The sequence below is a fragment of the Bacillus sp. JJ1503 genome, from assembly GCF_036965125.1.
Classification (GTDB): Bacteria; Bacillota; Bacilli; order Bacillales; family Cytobacillaceae; genus Cytobacillus.
Genome location: NZ_JBALOZ010000007.1, coordinates 1 through 22,757, shown reverse-complemented (window position 1 = coordinate 22,757; position 22,757 = coordinate 1). Strand labels below are relative to the sequence as shown.

Here is a 22,757-nt window from a genome sequence, read left to right as displayed (position 1 = left end):
TAATGGAGAGTGCGAAATGGTCATTTTACGGGGGATTGGAAAAGTAGTCAATACAGTTGTAGGGGAAGCGGCGAAAGGCGGAGTAAAGGTCGTCAGTAAAGCAGTCTCCGTTAAGAACGAGGAACTAGGAAAATATGTTGCAGACGTGGGGAACAGTGTGGTAGATGCTTCTAAAGGCGCAGTGGATTCCGTTTCGCAATTTGCTGATGGAGCCATTCGTGGGGCCTATGGAGTTGTAAAGCAAGATGATTATCATAAAAACAAAGGCTGGAATGATATGAAAGATTCTACAGGCCGAACCGTCAAAGGGATTGGATCTAGCATAAAATATACAGCGAAAAGCGCAGGAATTACCCTACAGGGGTTGAAAAATAAAGATAAAGAACAAATCCTTCAAGGAGTAAAGAACCTTGGTAAGGTAGCAGCTGTTACTACTTTTGCTGTAGGAGTCATTGATATTATTGATGGCGCTGATACGGTTCAAGCAGAAGAAATTGATACGAGAAATAGTCACTTAGGTGGGCTCGAACACGCAGAGACAGGTGTTTCTTTTGAACAAAAGACGATTGAATTGCCGAATGGTGATCTGCAAACGGGTACCTTCCCTGTATTTGAATCACAGTTTAGTGTCGTTTTAGCTGAAGAGGTTTACTTGGAAAGTGACCGCACTCATTTTAGTATTGCAAACGAAACATTATATCAATCGATTCAAGAGAATCCTAGTCTAGCAAGAGAGTTAGGTTTATCTTCAGAGGATATAAGAGGTCTTGAAAATGGTGTAACTCCTGAGGGGTATGTATGGCATCATAACGAACAGCCTGGTGTTTTACAATTAGTAGATGAAGATATTCATCAAAACACTGGACATACTGGTGGAAGAGAAATTTGGGGCGGAGGAAGTAATTATCGATAACTTGCTTTCAATCTATTAATCCAAATTTAAGAATAGGAGGGTAAGGATAGATAAACGTTAAGGTTATCTATCCTTGCTTTTTTTCTAGTTAATGGATACCTGCTTTTTGTGAATTTTTCTAAACTAGAAAGCCCATTACCGTGCAACAGCCCTTTTATTAGAGAGATGAATGAATGTTCTTTGAATCTGTCCTATATTCATCGGGTCATTCGATCGCATTGGCTTTTCTATCATTCTACTGATTTGAATGCTTTTCTGAAGGGATATTTCTTTGAAGCTCATTAATAAATTTATAAGTTAATGGAGCTTTTTCTTTTAACTCAGCCTTCGTTTCAGGACCAGCATAAAAATAAGCAAAGGATTCAGCGAAATATTCTTCCTTGTAATCGAAATAGACATTGTCAAGAAAATCCTTTTTCTCTATAGCGTGAATATTAGTGAACTCATCTGAGTAACTAATATTATCAAATACATAACGATCAATTGCATGAGCTACTTCATGAAGCTCGAGGTTTACAGAACTATGCATTTTTTTATAGCTATAGCCAATTCGTGCAACAACCGTCTGCCCTCCCACACCTGGAACATCATCCCAAGTATATGGAGTATGTTCCCATCCTCTAGGAACGACTCCCTTTAAATGTTCGTATTCTGGTAAATCAGTAAGAGGGAAATTGATCAGTTTAACCTGAACCCCTTGCTTATACATGCCATTCAAAATATTAGTGGGAATGCTCCAGAGACGATTAACCATATTTAAAGTCTCTTCCTGATCATAATCCCCCTTTGTTTCAACCGTCACCACCCTTTCAAGAACATTGTTCATTTTAAGTGATTGAGTAGTTCCGGATTCCCCTAATGCTGCAGTAGAAAAAGAGAATGTTATTACTGTCGCCAATAATAACGTGGAAAATGCCTTTTTTCCGTTCAATAGAATATTCTTCATATTACTCCTCCTAAATTTGGTAGTTTATAAGTTAGATATTCTCCGTGTTACACCTTTCCCCTTCATGATTGTTCATTTCAGGATTAAGTACCTATGATAGTTCTCTTTTTCATTGAAAAAAGTATGAATATAAATTTAGAAAAATAAAAAAGGGGTCCTATCAACAAAAATATTGGTGATACCCCAGTTAATTAAAAAGATCCACCCCTTCGGATATAGCGTTTTTTGATTTTTTTCTTTCTCATTTACTTCCAAATCTGTAATCAAACCCTTCCATTCTTCATTTATATAAATTTGATTATTTGACCATTCAGCAAACTCTTCCATCACGACTATAATACTTTCTCACAACTTCTCTTTTTAAGGAGAAGTATTAGCAAATTCATCAACATTGGCTGAGGTTTTACAAGGAAATATCTTTATGGCATGCATGACTTGAAATTGAAATTGCACAAATTGTCGAGCGATACATATGTTTTTGCAAAAAATCCGACAATAATTCACTGAATATTTCGATATATTTAACTGTGGTGTCTATATGAAAGTAGAAAGGATGATTTTATGAAGAAGCTTTTTGCGGGCTTGGTGGCATTTATTATGATGTTATCCTTATTTGCCCAAACGGCCTTCCCCGTTTCAGCCATTGAAGCAGCGGAAGAGGTCAAGCTTGTAAACCTAGAAGCAAGTAGATCTCTGTTTTCATTAACTGAGGTTCGCACAGTAGAGGTACAAGCTGATTTTGGCGAGGAAGTAGATTTAACTCAATTAGAATGGACATTTGGCGGAAAAAGTATTTCCGAGTGGAAAAAATGGACAAGCGGTACCAATTATAACGGTGCCCCCTTTATTACAGTAAAAAAAGAACCACACTTTGTTGATGGGACCACTAAGATTGAAGCCACTTTGGAATTCGGGCTTCTTTTTAACACTAGTAATCTATCAAACAGAACAATTCGAACACAATATCAACAATTTATCGGCGATTATGAATTAGCATTAATGAATTCTGAGAGTAAGATGAAGGCTGCAACGACAGTAAAGCTTAATGTATATGATGAATTCTTATTTTACGATCAAATCAAGCCAGCGATTGACCAAATCTTTGGACAAGCAACGTCCGATCCGGCAAATAATCGCTACCTCGAGTATCAAAGTCTAGGTAAGACAGTACAGGGACGTGATCTTCACTTCGTTATCCTAGCAAAAAATAAAAACGCCGTTGATAAGTATTTAAATGAAACACTGCCGACCGCATTAGAGAACCCTGAAAATTTAATCGAAAAATTAGAATCTGGAACCATGGGAGACTATCAGGTGCCCATTTGGTTGAACAATATTCATCCCGATGAAGTAGAGGGGGTTGATACTTCCGTTGAACTATTAAGGAAGTTTGCTCTTGAGGATGAGGTAACGTTTAAAACGGGCAAAGGAGACAAAGAAAGAACTGAAACGTTAAAAGTGGACGAGGTTCTCGATGATGTCATTTTCCTTTACATGTTTACAAACAATCCTGATGGAAGGGTTGCTAACACTAGAGCGAATGCCAATGGGTTTGACTTAAATCGTGACAACCATTATCAGACACAAGTTGAAACACAGCAGATAACGCAAGAAATTGCCAAATGGACTCCACTGTCTTTCGTTGATATGCATGGTTATGTTAACGGATTTTTAGTTGAACCAACAACACCGCCGCATAACCCTAACTATGAGTATGACCTGCTTTATAACACGATGATTGATCAGGCTCATGCAATGGGACAAGCTGGGATTGGCAATTCGAGCTTAACCTCTTATTTTATTCCTGCGGAAGCATGGGAGGATGGCTGGGATGATATGACGCCAGCTTATACTCCAATGTATGCGATGCTTCATGGCTCATTGGGGCATACGGTTGAAGTGCCTACATTAAGTCAAGATTCTTATCATGCGATGGTAGGAGTAGGGCTGGGTGCAACCAAGTTTGTCACTGATAACAAGGATGAATTATATAAAAACCAGCTTGAGATCTTTGCGCGTGGCGTAAACGGGGAGGATAATCGCGCAGTAGACGAATATTTTGTGAATGCTAAAGGTGATTCGATTGGCCGGGTTAGAGGAGAACATGCTAACTTCTTCCCAGATTATTATGTCATTCCGACCGATGAGAAGGAGCAAAAGAATAAGCTAGAAGCATATAAAATGATAGACTATTTACTCCGCAATGGTGTGAAGGTTGAGCAAACAACGAAAAATATCAAAGTAAATGGGACGATGTATCCGAAAGGGACATTTGTTGTTTCCATGAAGCAGGCTAAACGCGGACTGGCAAATGCGATGCTTTATAAGGGTGAAAATGCGTCAGACTGGGCTGCTATGTACGATCCAATTGTTGTCAATTTTCCTGAACTTAGAGGTTTTGATGTGCAGGAAATTCGTGTCCCAGGTGCATTTGCTAATAACACAACAAAGGTAGTAAATGTAACCACTCCAACAGGTAATGTGGTAGGAAATGGACCTAAGCAAGTGTTAGCCAATTCCAATAATGACACGATTAAACTAGTGAATGAACTGCTGAAAAATAATGTTGTGATCGAAAGAGCAACTGAAACAAAGGCTGGCGTATCTAAAGGTGACTTTATTGTCAGCACAAAAGATCTTCAGCAATACGGTAAAAACTATTATTTTGAAGCCAAGCCTGTAGGCAATTCCAATCAAGTGAAAACAGAACAATTGAGTCAGCCACGTGTTGCGGCAACTGGTTCCTCTCAGTTGAATTTTACGCTAAAGGAGCTTGGATTTAATTTAGTTAATCCGGAAGAAGCCGATGTCATTGTCAGCTATGGTGGAGCCATTAATGGCGATATGCTGTCTGGAAAGTCCTATGTAGGGATCGGTGTAACTGCCATGAACGCTGTGAAAAATAGTGGATTACTTCCTGGATTTGATTTTGGTCGAACAGAAAATGGTCATGAAGGTTTATTTAAAGCAGTTGTTAATGATCATGTATTGACTTCCGGTTACCAGAAGGATGAGCTGCTCTATTCAACGACAGGGGCATGGATCACTTCCGTTCCTGCTGACGCAGAAGTATTGGCATCTTTCAGTGATTCTGATGATTTCTATGTTGCTGGCTGGTGGCCTGGACATGAGAAGGCAAAGGGTCAAACACTTGCTTTCACTAAAAATTTTAAAGACAGTACGATTACCCTTTTTGCCAATGACCTTGCCTTTAGAGCTCATACTCAATATAGCTATCGACTTATCGCCAATAGCATCTATTCATCCGTAGGCTCTGAGGTTAGCAAGAAAGGCAATGGCAATGAGAAAGTTAAAGTGAAGGGGAATGAAGGAAAGGTTCAGAACAATAAAGTAGAAAAGTCGTTCTTTGAGAAAGGTAGAGATAGGGATTAGAGGTTAGAAGCCATTAAGGTAAAGTTTAACTCAGTAAAGTATAAAACAAAACGGAAGCATCCTGCTTCCGTTTTGTTTTGTTGAGATAAAATTTTAAACTTGTTTCGATTCCTCCCCCACAAGTAACCCCTGTTATATTAAAATCAGCAAATAAGTTCAAATATTCACAAAATGTTCAAATAGTTAAGGTTTAAAACGTGTAAATAGGTGTAATATATAAGTATAGAATATTCTGATTAAATTAAAATAAAGGGTGTATTGAAAATGCGTAAAACATTGAAAGAGCTTATTGAAGAAAATAAACAAGAACTATTAAAGGACAAAAAGGCTATAGAGAAGATTGAAAAACGGATAGAAGCACGGCATGAATTAAAGAGGCTTGCATAGATCTTTGCAGGTAAAATATAAAAGGGCTGCTGGTCATTGAACTGTATCCTCACAGCCCTTTGATCCCCACTAAACAACCCTTCCAAAGAAATCACTATTTACAGAAAAAAACACGCTATTTTCAGCGTGTTCAAGAATTTTTATCCTTATCATTAAATTTCAAAACGGCGATCACCAACATCCCAAAGCTAATCATCAACGACAACGCTTCAAACGTCTCCATCCATACATCGCCTCCTTACATTCAGCCTTCCCAGATCCTAACTTGTCCTATACAAGCGAAAAAAAGTTGGTTATTTGTACCCAATATCAATATAGATAGGCTAGGCGACTTGTTCTTTTCTGAGGACATATGCATGGACTTGTGAGATGCTTTTGATGGGTTTCGATTCCCTCTCAATGGTCAAAGTGGTAATCTTTTTACTCAAATAACTTTTGCCAAAGCCATTTACTTTTCTTTGTTTCCACGCTTTTTTGCTGCGTAGCTATGATCCATTCTAATTGTGAAGCGACTTTTTCATGTTCCATTTTCTGTTCTGTCATAATTTCCTCAATTGTTTGTCTTAATTCTTGTACTTCATGAATAAGTTGCTGATTTTGTTCTCTAACCTTATTCTGCTGGAGGCGAGATTGCTCATTTTGTTGAACCAAAAAGCTGACTAGTTTCTTCATGTTTGTAAGTTCATTTTTAACCGATACGAGCTCGGATAGTGCATCTTTTAGTTCTTTCATCGTCAAATACTGATTCATTAACGATCCAGCACCTTTCATGATTAATCAACCATCCAACCACTAACATAACAACCATCTTCAAATCCATGATCATCTATAGTTTGTATATGGGGTAAACACTTAATCACCGGTTTCTTCGATTACGTAAAAAGGCAGGAATATCTAGAGATTCGATTGACGGCTGCGGTTGTTTCCTATCATTTTGAGGGTTTCCATCACGCTCAATTCTATGAGCATAGGCATGTTGTGCTTCTAGACGCGCGTCCGAAATCCCTTCTTTTGCAGGGGGAGTCGGTCTGGATGATGACATCTCCTGTTCTGTAAAACCTGTCGCTATTACGGTTACTAAAATATGATCTTTTAAGTTCTCGTTAATCACAGAGCCAAAAATCATGTTTAACTCATCGTCTGAAGCAGAAGCAACGATGCTTGCGGCCTCTTGGACTTCAAATAAACTTAAATCACTGCCGCCTGTAATGTTCATTAATACACCACGGGCGCCTGTGATAGATGTTTCAAGTAAAGGACTTTCAATGGCTGCCTTTGCGGCTTCAATGGCTCTATCTTTTCCTTTGGCTAAACCGATTCCCATTAGGGCTGTTCCTTGATTGGACATAATCGTTTTCACGTCTGCAAAATCAAGGTTGATCAAACCCGGCAAAGCAATTAAATCCGAAATCCCTTGAACCCCTTGGCGAAGAACATTATCTGCTTCACGGAAAGCTTCAACCATAGGTGTTTTTTTATCGACTATCTCCAACAGGCGATCATTGGGAATAATAATTAATGTGTCTACGGCTTCCTTCATGAGCTCAATACCGCTGGCCGCATTGGCAGAACGCTTGCGCCCTTCGAATTTGAATGGACGCGTGACCACTCCAATCGTCAAGGCACCAAGTTCACGGGCAATTTTTGCAATAGCAGGCGCTGCTCCTGTTCCTGTGCCACCACCCATTCCAGCTGTGACGAAAACCATGTCAGCGCCTTTTAATAATTCTTGGATCTGTTTTTTACTTTCTTCAACTGCCTTCCTTCCTACCTCCGGGTTTGCGCCCGCCCCTAAGCCTCTTGTCAACTTAGAGCCAATCTGCATCGTAATCTCTGCCCTCGATTGTTTAAGAGCCTGAGCATCCGTGTTAACGGCAATAAACTCAACGCCCTCTACACCGTCCTCAATCATCCGGTTCACGGCATTGTTTCCCCCGCCGCCAACTCCAATTACCTTAATTTTGGCGTTTTCGTCTATATATCCTTCGAACTCTAACATAATCATACCTCCCGATTTCTCTTCTATTATTTTCACACTAAATGTTTCGTCTTCATTATTTGTTTTTAGTATTAAAGAATACTAGATTAGCTTGCAAATTTCTATTGGTAGATAGGCGTATTTTATATTCTGCATGGTTGTATTTAAAGATTCTAGAGGACCTGGCTCTATACCTTTTGACTAAAGGCCTAGTTGAAGGTCTTGCTAACAAAAATATTTTAGATTGGTACATAATCATAATCAACGTCCATTAGACCGTAACGAATGGATAGTGAAGGAAGCCTTTTCTGGATTCCTTTAAGGAAAATAGAAAGCCACAATCCAATCGAAACATAAAATCCTTAGTCAGTTGAATAATTTGATCTTTATATGTTGGAATTCTCTCTAGAATACCAGCTGCCAGCGTATAATAATAGCGGGATAATTAAGTTCTGTTGGTGCTCCGTATTCCTGTTCTACAAGTCTAAATGTAAATAATTGATATAACAAGAATAATAAAAAGACCAAATCATATGCGATTTGGTCTGCTGATTAAAATGCTATTTACAAATTTTCTACATTCAATGACTCCAATTAAAACGTAACTTCCACATCGCCATCTTTAGCAGTGATATTTAGTCTATGACTTCCATTTCCTTCATTTATAACGTGTTTTTCATAGTCAGTATTATTAACGGTTATATCCCCAAAAGAATTTAGGATGCTATAGTCTATTTCTGACTCCTTATTTAGAAGGTGCACCTGAACATCGCCAAAGTTGGAACGAATAGAGGTGGTTCCAAAGAGTAAACCATGGATAGCGATATCTCCGTCATTGCTTTGAATATTCAACCCTTTGCTGCTAAAGTTTCGGAAAGTGATATCGCCAAATTGATTATTCAAAACGGTCGATGCTGCGTTCAACTTATCAAACTCGGCATCGGCATCATTCAGCACAATGACTAGTTCTTCTGTAGTCACATTTCTTCCATTTATATCTCCATACTGATTAACAATTTTTAGTTTATTTGCTTCCACGTTATTGAAAATAAGATCCCCATCATTTGAATCAATGCTTATTTTATCACTACTTACCCCTTCCAATCGAACATCGCCAAATTGGTTATTTATGAGGATTTCCGAGAATTTCACTTTTTTAGGAACATAGACCTTAATGACGTTGTCCGGGATGCTAGTAAAAGTCAGATTTACAAATAGCAGCGGAACATTTTGCTTACTTTCTTCTATAACAAGCGTATCATTGTCAACTTTGTAGTTGATTTCAATTTCTTCTTGTCTTTCAATCTTTAATCTATACTCATTTGAAGGGATAACTTCAATATCGACATCATTGAGATTGCTAGTAATCTTTGTAAAAGCAGGGAGAGGCAATTCCTCTATTATTTGATCTTCTAGTCCTAATACTTTAAATCCATCCTTCGTATTTGTAATCCCGAATTTAGCTCCAGCAGTGAGGCCAATGACCGCAAGCACGATCCCAATGACAAGCATCCCGCTAGCAATCATTGTTAATACTTTCGTCTTCTTCTTCAATTAAATCGCCTCCTTACGTCTTCTCGTCACTTTATCAAATAACCTCTTTAGCCATTTTGCTAAGGCTAAACTCATACTTTTAGTAACGGATACTAGCGGCGAGAATAATAGAATGCCAATTCCAGAGGCAATCAATCCAGTTCCTACAAAGAAAAGAGAAGTCTGCCAATGCTGCCCAATAACTGAGAAGCCAGCTACTATGCTGACTATTCCCGATAAGGTTAAAGCTGCGATCGTTACAAAGAAAGTAAAAATAAATGCTACACACACAATTACTGCGGAAAAAACTAGAGCAAAAACTGAAATGAGCAATGGTAAAGCAATTGGTGAAGCGAGAATTGCTAGAATAATAAACCAAATTGCAGAAAATCCCTTTTTAGCAGACTCAGATTCAGTATCCAATCCTTTTACTGCATAATCGGCTAAAATTTGTGAGGCTACCTGGGCAGGTGAACCTAATTTTCCAATTACATTTTGAGTATTTTCTTCTCCTGCTTCATCAAAATATTCACTGTAATAATCTAAGGCTGCATTTACTTCCTCATGTGGCAATTTCCTAAGTTTGCGCTGCAATTCCCTTAAATACGCCTCTTTATTCACTTTTTAATCCCCCTAGTAAAACCGTATCAATTTTTATTTTATAATCTGTCCAATCCCTGAGCAGTTCTTCATATTTAGCTCGGCCGCTATCTGTAATCCGATAATATCTTCGGTTTCTTCCTTGGAATGGCTGATCATAGGTTGTTAAATACTCACCTTTTTGCAATCTGCGCAGTACAGGGTAAAGGGTTGATTCAGAAATATCCATCACCTCGCGAACCTCCTGGGTCAGGGAATATCCGTAAGCATCCTCCTTCGCTAAGATTGCAAGTACACAGGCATCAAGTAGCGCTGATCCAAGTTGAAAAGACATAGCTGCACCTCCTATTGATAGTATTATATTGCTGCATATATTATATGTCGTATAGTATGTGTGTTAATGATATTATATGGTGTATAATATGATATGTCAACATACATAAATTTAATCTTATTAATGGCCGCCACTAATATCACTCATTAGAAAATCTCCATAATCCTAAATTATCCAACACACTGATTTAATCCATACGTGAATTGGGTATACTTTAGTGGGAAAAGTCCCTTTATTTCCCTTAAAATTTTGTTTTTCATTTATAAAAAGGTTTACCTTCACCTTCAATTTTTTTTATGCTAGAATCCTTCTAGTAGGGGGCTGTACAGCGATTTTTAAATGGAAAACAATTGAGAATTAAGTCCCTTAAATATTAATGATTAACTAATAGAAGGAGGGGTATATGATGCATCTATTGCCACGTGAAATTGACAAGCTCATGATTGTCGTGGCTGCTGATCTTGCCAAACGCCGGAAGGATAGAGGATTAAAATTAAATCATCCAGAGGCTGTTGCTCTCATTACTTATGAAGTAATGGAAGGTGCAAGAGATGGGAAAACAGTCGCCGAACTTATGGAGTATGGAGCAACGATTTTATCAAGAGAAGATGTCATGGACGGAATACCAGAAATGATTAATGATATTCAAGTCGAAGTGACATTTCCAGATGGAACAAAATTAGTCACTGTGCACAGTCCAATCAGATAAACAGGAGGTTCGTTACATGCTGCCAGGTGAGTACATCTTAAAAGAGGAAGATATTATCATTAACGAAGGAAAAGAAGTCTTTATTATTTCTGTTACGAATACGGGAGATCGCCCTGTTCAAATAGGATCGCACTTTCATTTTTACGAAGTTAACGAAGCGCTCCAATTTGACAGGGAAAAAGCTTACGGCAAGCGATTACATGTCCCTGCTGGAGCAGCTGTTCGTTTTGAACCTGGCGATGAAAAGGAAATCCAGCTTATTCCATTCGCAGGCGAACGCCGTGTATACGGTTTCAATAATAAAGTAGATGGCGCATTAGAAAGTAGGGATAATGGATGAGTTTCAAAATGTCCAGAAAACAGTATGCTGAAATGTATGGGCCAACAACTGGCGACTCTATCCGTCTAGCAGATACTGACTTATTTATTCAAATTGAGAAAGATCATACAACCTACGGAGAAGAGGTTGTTTTTGGCGGCGGGAAAGTGATTCGTGACGGTATGGGGCAGCACCCTCTAGCAACACGCGGAGAAGGTGTAGCAGATACTGTTATTACAAACATCGTTATTTTTGATTACACTGGTATTTATAAAGCAGATATAGCCATAAAAGACGGCAAGATTTCTGGTATCGGAAAAAGCGGCAATCCGCTCATCATGGACAATGTAGATATTATCATTGGTGCCGCTACTGAAATCATTGCTGGAGAAGGCTTAATCGTAACAGCTGGCGCGATCGATACGCATGTGCATTTTATTAATCCAGAACAAGTGCAAACAGCATTAACATCGGGCACAACGACATTAATCGGCGGTGGAACTGGACCAGCAGCCGGATCACGGGCTACGACCGTTACTCCAGGCGAATGGAATATTCACCGTATGCTGGAAGCTGCTGAAGGGTTGCCGATTAATGTTGGCTTTACAGGCAAAGGCCATGCTGCATCCATCGCGCCTTTAGCTGAGCAAGTGAAAGCTGGCGTTATCGGATTAAAAGTTCACGAAGACTGGGGAGCCACTGGTTCATCCCTAGACTATGCACTAAGAGTTGCGGACGAATATGATATTCAAGTTGCTCTTCACGCAGATACATTGAACGAAAGCGGATTTATGGAAACGACAATGGCTGCTGTGAAAGATCGAGTTCTGCATATGTATCATACAGAAGGAGCTGGCGGAGGACATGCCCCCGATTTAATCAAATCTGCGGGATACCATAACATCCTGCCTTCATCTACCAATCCAACCCTCCCTTATACAGTAAATACAATTGATGAGCATCTTGATATGGTTATGGTTTGCCATCATTTAAACCCATCTGTTCCGGAAGATATTGCGTTTGCAGATTCAAGAATTAGAAGGGAAACGATTGCTGCTGAAGATATTCTTCAGGATATGGGTGTGTTCAGCATGGTCAGTTCCGATGCGCAGGCAATGGGCCGTGTAGGAGAAGTCGTTTTGCGCACTTGGCAAGTAGCCGATAAAATGAAGAAGCAAAGAGGCATTATGTCTGGTGACAGTCAATATGCAGATAATAATCGTGCAAAACGCTATATTGCAAAATATACGATTAACCCAGCGATTACCCATGGAGTTTCTAACCATATCGGGTCGATCGAAATTGGGAAAATAGCAGATTTAGTTCTTTGGTCTCCTAAGTTCTTCGGGGTCAAGCCTGAAATGGTCCTGAAAAATGGACTTGCCGTAACTGGACTAATGGGGGATGCCAATGCTTCCATCCCAACTCCACAACCGTATATTTACAGACCAATGTATGCCCAATTCGGAACAGCCTTATCGAAAAGCTCGATTACCTTTATCTCTCAAGCTGCATTTGTTGAGGGGGTTCACGAAAAGCTTGGACTGAAAAAAATGATTCTTCCTGTAGGCGGCATTCGGACCCTAACAAAAAAAGATATGAAATTAAATTCAGAAACTCCGGATATAACGGTAGATCCGCAAACTTATGAAGTGAGAGTAAACGGTGAACTATTAACTTGTGATCCAGTGGATACAGTTCCATTGGGACAGCGATATTTCTTATTCTGAGGTGAAAAGATTGATAATTGAACAGGTTGTTACAAACTTAGATCAAATGGATCAAGAAGAAATTAATAAACGCCATATTGAAAAGGTATACTTGGAAAGTGCCCTTTTAGTCAAGCGAATCCAGAGGGTAAAAACAGATCACGGCAATGAACTTGGCATTCGTTTAAGAGAGCCGAAAGACCTATTAGCTGGTGATGTTCTCTACATGGACGATCACAATATGATTGTTATCGATGTGCTGACAGATGACCTACTTGTCATCAGCCCACGAAGCATAAATGAAATGGGGGTAATTGCTCATCAGCTTGGGAACCGCCATCTTCCAGCTCAATTTGAAGAAAATGACATGCTCGTTCAGTATGACTATTTAGTTGAAGAACTGCTGCAAGAGCTTGGCATTCCTTTTACACGGGAAGATCGAAAAGTAAAGCAAGCATTCCGCCATATTGGTCACAGTCATGGATAATCGAGTTCTCTCTCTGTTTCAGCTATGCGACTCCAATTTTCCTACAGGAGCTTTCAGCCACTCCTTCGGCTTAGAGAGCTACATCCAGGAAGACAAAGTGAAAGATTCAGAGACTTTTTACGAGTGGCTTCAAGTATATTTGCATGAACAGCTCATTTATACAGATGGGCTTGCCTGCCGGATAACTTATGATGCGCTTCTAACTGAAGATTTTCAAAAAATCTGGAAACTCGATCGTTTAATTACCGTCCAAAACTTACCAAGGGAAACACGCCAAGGCACGCAAATGATCGGAGCGCGAATGCTAAAGCTTATTGAATCTTTATATGAGATGGAAATCCTCTCGCAATATAAAGAAAGAATTACAAAGAAACAATCATTCGGCCACCCAGCCATTGTTTTTGCCCTAGTTGCACATGGCCTTGGAGTGACGAAGCAAGATGCCATCCTTTATAATTTGTACTCGGCCATTTCCAGCCAGGTTCAAAACGCGGTACGGGCTATCCCGTTAGGCCAAACAGCAGGACAAGTTATCACACATAAATTTCAATCCGAATTATCTCGGGCAGTTGAAAAAATCCTTCAGCTTCCCGAAGATGACTTCGGCATTGTGTCCCCAGGCCTTGAACTATCTCAAATGAACCATGAACGAGTAAATATTCGTATATTTATGTCTTAATTTTTTATAAAAGCAGTAAAGGAAGTGTTTGAATGGAAGCAATTAGAATCGGAGTTGGAGGACCTGTTGGAGCAGGAAAAACGATGCTCATCGAAAAATTAACCCGTCATCTTGCTGATGAAATAAAAATGGCGGTCGTAACGAATGATATTTACACAAAAGAGGACGCAAAGTTTTTAATTCAGAACGGTGTTTTGCCTGAAGATCGCATTATCGGGGTTGAAACAGGCGGCTGCCCTCATACAGCTATTCGCGAAGATGCTTCAATGAATTTCGCTGCCATAGATGAGTTAGTCGAGCGCCATCCAGATGTCGAGCTTATCTTTGTGGAAAGCGGCGGAGATAACCTTGCAGCCACTTTCAGCCCAGAGCTAGTAGACTTCTCTATTTATATTATTGATGTTGCACAAGGCGAGAAAATTCCGCGCAAAGGCGGACAAGGGATGATTAAATCAGATTTATTTATCATTAACAAAACAGACCTTGCTCCTCATGTCGGTGCCAGCCTTGAAGTAATGGCTCAGGATACGAGAGTTTTCCGCGGAGAAAAGCCATTCTTTTTCACAAATTTGAAAAAGGACGAAGGTCTCCCTGAAGTGATTGACTGGATCAAGAAGCATGCATTATTAAAAGGATTAGAGTAGGATGACAGACTGGACTGGCGTATTAACTTTAGATCTTGAAGACAGACACGGGAAAACCGTTGCGAAAAATGTGTATTTTCAAGGCGCATTCAAGGTCATGCGGCCGGTTTACCATGATGATTCAGGTCAGGTTTGCTATTATCTTCTAAATCCCGGCGGCGGCTATTTAGACGGCGACCGGTACCGAATGAAAGTAACAATCGATGAAGGTGCCAAAGCTACTTTAACAACGCAGTCGGCAACAAAGGTGTATAAGACGCCAAATGACTATGCCTACCAAGAGACTGAGATTTCTCTTAAGAAAGGCAGTTATTTAGAATATCTTCCTGATCCTTTAATCGCTTATCAGCATGCTCGCTATAAGCAGAAAACCGTCATTCGTATGGAAAAAGGGGCAACGTTTCTTTATACAGATATTTTAACCCCGGGCTGGTCTCCGACTGGGGAAAAGTTCACCTATCATTCTATTCAGTTAATCACTGAGATCTATTTAGATGATCAACTTGGTGTATTTGATCACATTAAGCTGGTTCCCGCTCAGCAAAAAATAACTGAATTAGGATTTATGGAAGGATATACACATCTTGGTTCAATGATCGTAATCGGCGAACAAACGGAAAACGGTCTGCTGGATGAATTATATGAGACGATCAAATCAGAAGAGGGAAACATTAAATTCGGCTTATCTAAACTAGAAGTACCAGGATTTACTGTTAGAGTTCTTGCCAACTCGACCCAAATAATAGAACGAGTTTTCGCCAATTGCCATCGTCTCATTAACGAAAAATGGTTTAATCATACACCTCAATCTTTAAGAAAATACTAAGAAAAAAGTCCCGGAATGAGCAGTAGGATTCTGGGACCTATTTTTGTAAAACGACTTAACTTTCCTTGCAATAAATGAATATATAGTTTAATCTAGGAAAAACTTTAGCTGAAACCTTTATGAGGAGGTTAAGTATGCCTGATGAAAAACCAGTAATTGAAAATTTTGAGGTTGAAAAACTTTACGAGGACCGCCCACATGAGCGACACGCTTTCACATTTAAGGTTCAAGGTGATGAATATAAAGGACATTACCATGAGGATGAGATTATATGGCTTCATCCACACCCAAAACAAATGATTGGCGAAAGTAAAATTGACACGATCGAAACGACTATACATTCATTGATGAGACAACATGGAATTTCAAGCGGGATTGAGGATTTAGAATTAATGCCCGCATTTGAAGACCGTATGCACGAACGGCAAGCATTTACATTGCAAGTTCACGGTGAAGAATTTAAAGGCTTTGTACATCAAGGAGAGATTCAGTGGTTCCACCCGCAGCCAATGCATAAGCTTGGTGATGACCATATTGAAGCGATTGAATCAGAAATCCATGAAAAAGTTGCAGAACAAACAAAGAGAGAAGAATAGCAGAAGGACGGTTCTCGTACTTCAGAAGTACAAGAACCGTCCTTTCTCTTCTTATTTTCTATCCCACTCTTCAATATTCCATAATACACCGAACCCGTGATGTCCTAACGTACGTGTACTGATGCCGGTCACATCTTTATTCACTCCATAAAGTGCTTCCAAATAAACTAGAAAATTATAAGGCGGATCGATTGCCAGCTCCTCTTGGAAACCTTTATAGAAAGCTTCTCTTTCATCAATATTTGTTGCTGTACGTGCTTTCATAAGAAGCTCATCGACTTTTCCGTTTTGATAGGCCCCAAAATTATATTGCCCATCGCCAATTTCACTGCTATGGAAAAGACGGAATGTGTGATCATCTGGATCAAACTCACTTCCCCAGCCAATAATTAATGCCTCTTCTCCATCATATTTTACTGCATTCCGGTCAACAGGTTTCGGTACCACCATTATGCCAAGCGGCTTTAACTGTTCAGAAACGACATTCGCAAGTGCGACACGAATTTTATCTTGAATCGGGGAAACGAGTTCAAATTCAAATCGTTTTCCGTCTTTTGTTAAGACCCCATCTGATCCTTTTACCCAGCCGGCTTCAGCTAGAATCTGCTTCGCTTTTTCTATATTGTACGAATACCATTCTTTTTGCGGAACTCCTGCCCAAGATTTCTGCAAAGGTCCCCATGCAGGCTCTCCCTTCCCAGCTAGTACCCCTTTGACTAATTCTTCCCGATTTACCGCAAGATTCATCGCCTGGCGGACACGCTTATCTTGAAATAACGGCAAACGCATATTATACATCACGGCACGATAATCCGCTGTCGATACTTCATGCACCGCATAAGGATCTGTTTCTTTAACGCCTGCCAGCTGATTCGGCTCCAATAAAGCTAAATCGATTTCTCCCGTTTTCAACTGTAATGCACGTGTATTGGCATCCGGAACAGCTTTGAAAACCACTTCATCTAGCTTCGGCACCTGTCCGTAATAATCATCATTCCGTTCTAGCACAATCGTATGATCGTTTTTCCACTCCTTTAGCTTGAACGGGCCATTCCCAATTGGCTGTTGATTAAAATCCGTTTTATTTAGATTCTCATCACGCAAAATATGCGCGGGCACGATACCGACTTTCAGCTTATCCAAAAGAGGTGGAAAAGGACGATGAAGAGTTATTTTTACTTCAAACTCCCCAATAGCTTCAACTGACTTAATTTCATTAAATTCACCTGAAATAGGTGTATTTGTTGACGGGTCTTTAATTTTATTAAATGTAAAGGCAACATCCTCAGCAGTTACCGGTTCTCCATCCTGCCATTTAGCGTCTTCACGGAGTTTAAAGGTATAGATTAAATTGTCCTGAGAAATCTCCCAACTCTCCGCTAAATCAGGTTTTACGTTATTATTCTCATCTGGCTTTGTTAAGCCGCGAAAAAGAAGGGCATCAATTTCCTGACTTTCATCTAAAACAGGATTCACTTTTTCAATTTCTGTTTCCGTACCATAAACGAGCTGCTTCTTTTTGGGTGATTGAGCTTGTTCTGAATTGCTTCCGCTACAGCTCGTTAAAACAATAAGACTAAAAATAGAAACGATCGCTAAAATTAGTTTTTTATACATGAATCTCTTCCCTCTCATTTCTTTTCAGCCCTCTATTAGAAGGATTGAGTATCGGCATATAAGACAAAAGCGCTTGTGTGTATTCGTTCTTGGATTGGCAAAGTTCGTCTGAAGGCAATTCTTCAACAATCCTTCCTTCATTCATGACAAAAACCCGCTGACAAAGCGCCATTGCTGCGCGGATATCATGTGATATAAAAAAAATAGCCATTTCTTCAAGTTCATTCAATGACTGGATTAATGAAATCATTCTTGCTTGTGAGCTCATATCGAGATTGGCAAATGGTTCGTCCAACACAATGAGCTCTGGTTCTACTAACAGTGCCCTAGCAAGTGCAACACGCTGCCTCATCCCCCCAGAAAGTTCATGAGGATATAATGACATCGCAAATGAAGGAAGCTCTACTTTCTGTAAAACAGCTGCTACTTCTTCTTTTTTATTTCCTTCGCCTTTTTTCCAGTAGTCAAATCCTTCGCCAACAACTTTCTCTACTGTCCAGCGCGGGTCAAAAGAGGCTATCGGATCCTGATGCACCCATTGAACACCTCTTCGCAACTCTTTTTGGCCATACCACGAAACCGTTCCCTTGCTGCATGTCTCAAGGCTTAGCATAAGGCGGGCAAGAGTGCTTTTTCCTCCTCCGCTTTCGCCAATTAATCCAACTATTTCTCCAGCATGAATTTGCAATGTCACATCTCGGACAGCTTCGAATTTATCTGATCGAAACCACTTTTTCTTGTGAAATGTTTTAGAGACATTTTCTACTCCCATTATTGGTTTTTCTTCTTTGATAGGATAAACCATGGATGGATCCGATAGTAACCAATAATTTTCCAGCAGTTCTTTGGATTGATCCGACTTAGGATTTGCAAATAATTCTTCAGCTGATGCCTGTTCAATGACTTGTCCATTGCTCATCACAATCACATCATCGGCCATTTCAGCCACCACACCTAAGTCATGTGTAATAAATAGAACCGTTCCGCCTGATTCCTCCTGCCATTGACGTATAAGTGATAGAATTTCAAACTGAATTTTCACGTCAAGGGCAGTCGTTGGTTCATCAGCTATTAACAGTGTTGGATTCAACGCAATAGCTATAGCCATTTGCACACGCTGTCTCATGCCGCCCGATAATTCGTGTGGGTATGAACGGAAAACATGCACAGGGTCCTTCATTTTCACTAGCCGCAAAAGTTTTATCGCTTCTTCTTTTGCCTCCCTTTTCTTCAGGGAAGTGTGGGCCTTGAAGAGCTCCATAAAATGGGATCCAATCGTTCTAAGCGGATCGAAGGTTTGCCATGTATCTTGAAATACAAAACCTAGACTTTTGCCACGGTATTCCCGTTTCCGTTTACCACTCATCATTTGCACATTTTCCCCTGAAAATGTCACAGAACCTGAAGTAACTGTTACTTCCTGAGGCAGTAAGTCAATAACTGCCCTTGCAGTTAAGCTTTTACCAGAGCCGCTCTCTCCAATGAGTGCGGTGATCGTTCCTTTCCGAATGCGAAAAGAAGCATTTACCACTAAATCTATGTCAGGAAGAGAGATTGTGAGATTCTCTGCTTCAAGAAGATAATCAGTCATATTTTCCTCCATTTCTGAACTGTGGACCGGTTAAGCGATCTTGCAACTCATCTCCTGCAAATGTAATGAAAAGAACGGTAAAGGTTATACAAATTCCTGGATATAAAGCCAGCCACCAAGCACCTCCCAGTAAATAACTTTGTGCACCCATCAGCATATTTCCCCATGATGGTTCATGTGGAGGAATACCAATTCCAAGAAAGCTTAGTGTTGCTTCGGCAAGTACGGCATGGCTGATTCCGCTGACGGCAAGGACTGCGATAGTCGGCCAGCATTGCGGCAGCATATGCCGGTGCAATAATTGCAAAGGTGTAGCGCCGATCACGGTTGAAGCTTGAATAAAGATCTCATTCTTCATCGTCAGTATTTCTGTTCGGACTAGACGGGCAATAGTCATCCAGCTTGTCAGGCTAATCACTAGAATGATAGACATCAATCCTTTAGGCAATAGGAGCTGTAGGATAATCATGAGCAGCAGTGAAGGGAAGCTTAGAGCAGCATCCACAATCCGCATCATGATCCGGTCCATAATACCACCAGCAAAACCGCTTATCGCCCCATAACTAACCCCTATGACGATTGAAACTGTCATAGCGGCGGCACCGACTAAGAGAGAAACACGCCCTCCATACAAAAGACGTGTTAGAACATCCCGTCCAAGTTCATCTGTTCCAAATAAATGTCTTGATCCAGGGGGCTGAAGAACCTGATCCATCCTGATAGACAGCGGGTCATAAGGTGTAAGAAAAGATGCCATCCCGACAGAAAAAATAAGAAGCAAAAAAGAGGAAGTTGCTATAATTAGCTTCCACTGACGTTTCATTCTCATTTCTTTCCCTCCTCAAGCAGCTGAGAACGCAGGCGCGGATCCATCCATGCACAAAGGAGATCAACTAACAAGTTTATCGCAATGACAAAAACCATACTTAATAAAATGACGGCTAATAATACAGGGTAATCATGTGCTAGGGCAGCCTTTAAAGATAGTCTGCCAAGTCCTGGCCACGAAAAAATAGTTTCTATGACTACAGAACCTGCAAGCGCTACAGCAAGTGACATTCCTGTATAGGATAGAAAGGGGATTGAAGCATTTGGCAGCAAATGATTCAACAAAATTCTACGTTCCTCAATCCCCCGAGCTTTTAAAGCAAATATAAATCCATTATCTTTCGTTATGTTTATATGATTTCGAAGGAGCCTGATATAATAACCGGCATGTGATAAAGCGAGGACTAATGAAGGCATAAGTAAATATCGAAGTTGTTCGCCCCATCCTCCTTCCCCCATTCCGGAAGTCGGCAGTACGCCTAAATAAACGGAGAAAAAAAGCATTAGCATAAGTGCGAACCAAAAAGGCGGTATGGACATAAATAGTAAACTAACCCATGTAATCACTTGATCAAAAAAAGATCGTCGAAACAATCCGGATACGACACCAAACACGCCAGCAAGCAGAAAAATAATCAAATGGGATGACATCATAAGAATAAATGTAGGCTGCAACGCTTGGATCACCAATAAGGTCACATCTTCCCCCGAAATGAAGGACTGCCCCCATTCGCCTTGTAATATTTGGGAAAGCCACTTTCCATATTGGACCGGGAGCGGATCATGAAGTCCAAGGTTTTCAGTGATGCGAAGTCTGTCCGCCTCACTCATTTTTTGGAGCTGTTCCCCATAAAGTGCAGCTGCTGGATCTCCTGGCAGCAACCGAATAAATATAAAGCAAAGCATGCTTCCAATGAGTAAAACTATGAATGATTCAGCAAGCCGCTTCAAAATAAATAGACCCATTTACATCCTGCTTTCTAAAAATAAACCTATAATTGCGGAAACACATGACCAAGTTTTCCTCTTGTATCTTACCATATTTTCATTCATATATTAATATATATAGAAAGCCTAAACTACTATTCTTTCTATTAGACACTTTTCCGTTTGCCCTCAGTATCTCCGCGAATTTTAAATGTACTCAGTTTTATGTATAAAAGGTAAATTCAAACAGAAAATACATATAGATTCTAATAAGGAGAAAAGATATGGATTTTCAATTTGATTTGGCAAACACTTATAATTTTTTACTTGGTACTCTTATTTTAAAATTGGGTGGAAGAAGATTGATTTCTCAAATGACCATTCCTCAACCCATTATTAAAATCTCAATCGGAACATTGCTTATTCAGCCCGTCACTAGAAAAAGAACTTTGGGCAACCTTGGCATTGGGGTCATATTAATTCTTTGCCTCAAAGTAACGGAATACATTCAATTAAAAAATGATAGAGCCGAAACAGCTATCTCAGGAAAAGCAGTACCAGTAATTGAATATGGAACATTAAATTAGAAGAACTTGAATAAGCTCCGGCTACCTGGGCAGGCGAAACTAATTTTTCAATTACATATTGAGTATTTTCTACTCCTGCTTCATCAAAATATTCACTGTAATAATCTAAGGCTGCAATCACTTCTTCATCCGGCAATTTTCTAAGTTTGCGCTGCAGTTCCCTTAAATACGACTCTTTATTCACTTTTTAATCCCCCTAGTAAAACCGTATCAATTTTAATTTTATAATCTGTCCAATCCCTGAGCAGTTCTTGATATTTAGCTCGGCCGCTATTTGTAATTCGATAATATCTTCGGTTTCTTAGGTCCAATTGGCGCATGCCTATGATTTTTTTGGAACCAATACAGGTAATTTTCCATGTTATGATACAGTCTTTATTTGGCAAAAATTAATTAAGGAATACTTTATAATAAAGGATGAAAAAATTGGATGTTATCATACATGCTATTCTTCGAACATGTGCTTCTTTCATTATCCTATTGTTTGTATCTTTATGGATTGGAAAATATATAAATTCTCATATTAATCATTATAATTTCGCTCTATCAATCACGGTCGGTTCCTTTATTGCCAATATGGGATTCGATACAAACTTAAAATTTATCCCTATGGCGTCCGCCTTTCTTTCACTTATCATCATATACTTTCTTGTTTCTTTTATTTCTTCTAGAAATAGACGTTTAAGAAAGTGGCTGTCAGGACAGCCAACTGTCATTATTGAGAATGGGAAAATTCTTGATGGCAATATGAAAAAAGCAAAATATTCTTTAGATGATTTAAATCAGCAGCTTAGGGAAAAGGCAATATTTGATCTATCCGAGGTTGAATTTGCTATTTTAGAGATAAGCGGCAAATTATCTGTTATGAAAAAAACAAAATTTCAAATTTTAACCAAAAAAGATTTATACCCAGGCATAACGAATCAAACTGCGAGCCTTCCAATAGAGCTTATTATGGATGGAAAGGTGATTGAAAAAAACTTAAACAAAAATTACTCAAGTGAGTGGCTTGATCGAGAAATTAATCTGAGGAACTTGCAAGTAAAAGATATCCAGTATGCTGTGATTTCCTCTAGCAGTACTCTCTTTATTGATTTATTTGAAGATCAGATCATTTCACCTACAGATGTAGAATAAATTTTAATTGATAAAAT

The 22,757-nt window shown here is 39.5% G+C and carries 24 protein-coding genes and 2 pseudogenes; 13 read left to right on the top strand and 13 right to left on the bottom strand.

Annotation, left to right across the window (positions count from 1 at the left end; all coding sequences use genetic code 11):
* Positions 1-16: 16 nt before the first annotated feature.
* A complete protein-coding gene (locus V7149_RS00950) occupies positions 17-913 on the top strand; it encodes an HNH endonuclease (protein WP_335343806.1) in 897 nt (298 codons plus the stop codon).
* Positions 914-1,148: 235 nt separating this feature from the next.
* Here V7149_RS00950 and V7149_RS00945 read toward each other — a convergent pair whose 3' ends face one another.
* On the bottom strand, positions 1,149-1,859 hold the full coding sequence (locus V7149_RS00945; protein ID WP_335343805.1) for an anthrax toxin lethal factor-related metalloendopeptidase: 711 nt from the start codon (positions 1,857-1,859) through the stop codon (positions 1,149-1,151).
* A gap of 561 nt (positions 1,860-2,420) precedes the next feature.
* Between V7149_RS00945 and V7149_RS00940 the strand changes: the two genes are divergently transcribed.
* Both V7149_RS00940 and V7149_RS00935 read left to right on the top strand, forming a co-directional pair.
* Positions 2,421-5,252 (top strand): M14 family metallopeptidase, encoded by a 2,832-nt coding sequence (locus V7149_RS00940; protein ID WP_335343804.1) that lies wholly within the window; start codon positions 2,421-2,423, stop codon positions 5,250-5,252.
* A gap of 264 nt (positions 5,253-5,516) precedes the next feature.
* Positions 5,517-5,639, top strand: a complete 123-nt coding sequence (locus V7149_RS00935) for an FbpB family small basic protein (RefSeq protein WP_335343803.1) — start codon at positions 5,517-5,519, stop codon at positions 5,637-5,639.
* Positions 5,640-5,769: 130 nt separating this feature from the next.
* Here V7149_RS00935 and V7149_RS00930 read toward each other — a convergent pair whose 3' ends face one another.
* The 7 genes and pseudogenes from V7149_RS00930 to V7149_RS00900 form a co-directional block, all read right to left on the bottom strand.
* Entirely contained in the window at positions 5,770-5,862 is a 93-nt protein-coding gene (locus tag V7149_RS00930) for a putative holin-like toxin (protein ID WP_335343802.1), read from the bottom strand.
* A 197-nt stretch (positions 5,863-6,059) separates the two neighbouring features.
* Positions 6,060-6,410 (bottom strand): hypothetical protein, encoded by a 351-nt coding sequence (locus V7149_RS00925; protein WP_335343801.1) that lies wholly within the window; start codon positions 6,408-6,410, stop codon positions 6,060-6,062.
* 267 nt (positions 6,411-6,677) lie between these two features.
* Positions 6,678-7,638: pseudogene (gene ftsZ, locus V7149_RS00920) on the bottom strand (cell division protein FtsZ); the annotation flags it as partial.
* A 301-nt stretch (positions 7,639-7,939) separates the two neighbouring features.
* A pseudogene (locus tag V7149_RS00915) lies at positions 7,940-8,085 on the bottom strand (IS5/IS1182 family transposase); the annotation flags it as partial.
* Positions 8,086-8,211: 126 nt separating this feature from the next.
* A complete protein-coding gene (locus V7149_RS00910) occupies positions 8,212-9,171 on the bottom strand; it encodes a DUF4097 family beta strand repeat-containing protein (RefSeq protein ID WP_335343799.1) in 960 nt (319 codons plus the stop codon).
* On the bottom strand, positions 9,172-9,771 hold the full coding sequence (locus V7149_RS00905) for a DUF1700 domain-containing protein (protein ID WP_335343798.1): 600 nt from the start codon (positions 9,769-9,771) through the stop codon (positions 9,172-9,174).
* On the bottom strand, positions 9,764-10,084 hold the full coding sequence (locus tag V7149_RS00900) for a PadR family transcriptional regulator (RefSeq protein ID WP_066290971.1): 321 nt from the start codon (positions 10,082-10,084) through the stop codon (positions 9,764-9,766). The genes V7149_RS00905 and V7149_RS00900 overlap by 8 nt, the downstream gene beginning before the upstream one ends.
* Before the next feature lie 406 nt (positions 10,085-10,490).
* On the opposite strand from V7149_RS00900, the gene V7149_RS00895 reads away from it, so the two are divergent.
* The 8 genes from V7149_RS00895 to V7149_RS00860 all read left to right on the top strand — a co-directional run bounded on the left by V7149_RS00895 (position 10,491) and on the right by V7149_RS00860 (position 16,053).
* Entirely contained in the window at positions 10,491-10,793 is a 303-nt protein-coding gene (locus V7149_RS00895) for an urease subunit gamma (protein ID WP_315666234.1), read from the top strand.
* Positions 10,794-10,809: 16 nt separating this feature from the next.
* A complete protein-coding gene (ureB, locus tag V7149_RS00890; protein WP_335343797.1) occupies positions 10,810-11,133 on the top strand; it encodes an urease subunit beta in 324 nt (107 codons plus the stop codon).
* Positions 11,130-12,842 carry an urease subunit alpha gene (ureC, locus tag V7149_RS00885; RefSeq protein WP_335343796.1) on the top strand — a complete coding sequence of 571 codons (1,713 nt, stop codon included), beginning with the start codon at positions 11,130-11,132 and terminating at the stop codon, positions 12,840-12,842. The genes ureB and ureC overlap by 4 nt, the downstream gene beginning before the upstream one ends.
* Positions 12,843-12,852: 10 nt before the next feature.
* Positions 12,853-13,308, top strand: coding sequence for an urease accessory protein UreE (gene ureE / locus V7149_RS00880; RefSeq protein ID WP_335343795.1), 456 nt, complete (start codon positions 12,853-12,855; stop codon positions 13,306-13,308).
* Complete coding sequence (locus tag V7149_RS00875) at positions 13,301-13,987, top strand: urease accessory protein UreF (protein WP_335343813.1); 687 nt, start codon at positions 13,301-13,303, stop codon at positions 13,985-13,987. The genes ureE and V7149_RS00875 overlap by 8 nt, the downstream gene beginning before the upstream one ends.
* Before the next feature lie 32 nt (positions 13,988-14,019).
* Positions 14,020-14,631 (top strand): urease accessory protein UreG, encoded by a 612-nt coding sequence (gene ureG / locus V7149_RS00870; RefSeq protein WP_335343794.1) that lies wholly within the window; start codon positions 14,020-14,022, stop codon positions 14,629-14,631.
* 1 nt (position 14,632) lies between these two features.
* Complete coding sequence (locus V7149_RS00865) at positions 14,633-15,457, top strand: urease accessory protein UreD (RefSeq protein ID WP_335343793.1); 825 nt, start codon at positions 14,633-14,635, stop codon at positions 15,455-15,457.
* A 134-nt stretch (positions 15,458-15,591) separates the two neighbouring features.
* The gene (locus V7149_RS00860; RefSeq protein ID WP_335343792.1) at positions 15,592-16,053 is read left to right on the top strand and encodes a hypothetical protein; all 462 of its coding nucleotides are present in this window, start codon (positions 15,592-15,594) and stop codon (positions 16,051-16,053) included.
* Positions 16,054-16,104: 51 nt separating this feature from the next.
* On the opposite strand, the gene V7149_RS00855 is transcribed toward V7149_RS00860, so the two are convergent.
* The 4 genes from V7149_RS00855 to V7149_RS00840 are packed head-to-tail and all read right to left on the bottom strand — an operon-like array spanning position 16,105 to position 21,055.
* Positions 16,105-17,670 (bottom strand): ABC transporter substrate-binding protein, encoded by a 1,566-nt coding sequence (locus V7149_RS00855; RefSeq protein WP_335343791.1) that lies wholly within the window; start codon positions 17,668-17,670, stop codon positions 16,105-16,107.
* On the bottom strand, positions 17,663-19,261 hold the full coding sequence (locus V7149_RS00850; protein WP_335343790.1) for an ABC transporter ATP-binding protein: 1,599 nt from the start codon (positions 19,259-19,261) through the stop codon (positions 17,663-17,665). Before V7149_RS00850 ends, V7149_RS00855 begins: the two co-directional genes overlap by 8 nt.
* Positions 19,254-20,090, bottom strand: a complete 837-nt coding sequence (locus tag V7149_RS00845) for an ABC transporter permease (protein ID WP_335343789.1) — start codon at positions 20,088-20,090, stop codon at positions 19,254-19,256. Before V7149_RS00845 ends, V7149_RS00850 begins: the two co-directional genes overlap by 8 nt.
* On the bottom strand, positions 20,087-21,055 hold the full coding sequence (locus tag V7149_RS00840) for an ABC transporter permease (RefSeq protein ID WP_335343788.1): 969 nt from the start codon (positions 21,053-21,055) through the stop codon (positions 20,087-20,089). The genes V7149_RS00845 and V7149_RS00840 overlap by 4 nt, the downstream gene beginning before the upstream one ends.
* Positions 21,056-21,300: 245 nt before the next feature.
* On the opposite strand from V7149_RS00840, the gene V7149_RS00835 reads away from it, so the two are divergent.
* A complete protein-coding gene (locus tag V7149_RS00835; protein WP_335343787.1) occupies positions 21,301-21,603 on the top strand; it encodes a hypothetical protein in 303 nt (100 codons plus the stop codon).
* Here the strand turns inward: V7149_RS00835 and V7149_RS00830 are convergent.
* The gene (locus V7149_RS00830) at positions 21,554-21,787 is read right to left on the bottom strand and encodes an HAAS signaling domain-containing protein (protein ID WP_335343786.1); all 234 of its coding nucleotides are present in this window, start codon (positions 21,785-21,787) and stop codon (positions 21,554-21,556) included. The genes V7149_RS00835 and V7149_RS00830 overlap by 50 nt on opposite strands.
* A 242-nt stretch (positions 21,788-22,029) precedes the next feature.
* Here V7149_RS00830 and V7149_RS00825 point away from each other — a divergent pair, with 242 nt between their 5' ends.
* Positions 22,030-22,740, top strand: a complete 711-nt coding sequence (locus V7149_RS00825) for a DUF421 domain-containing protein (protein WP_335343785.1) — start codon at positions 22,030-22,032, stop codon at positions 22,738-22,740.
* Positions 22,741-22,757: the final 17 nt, after the last annotated feature.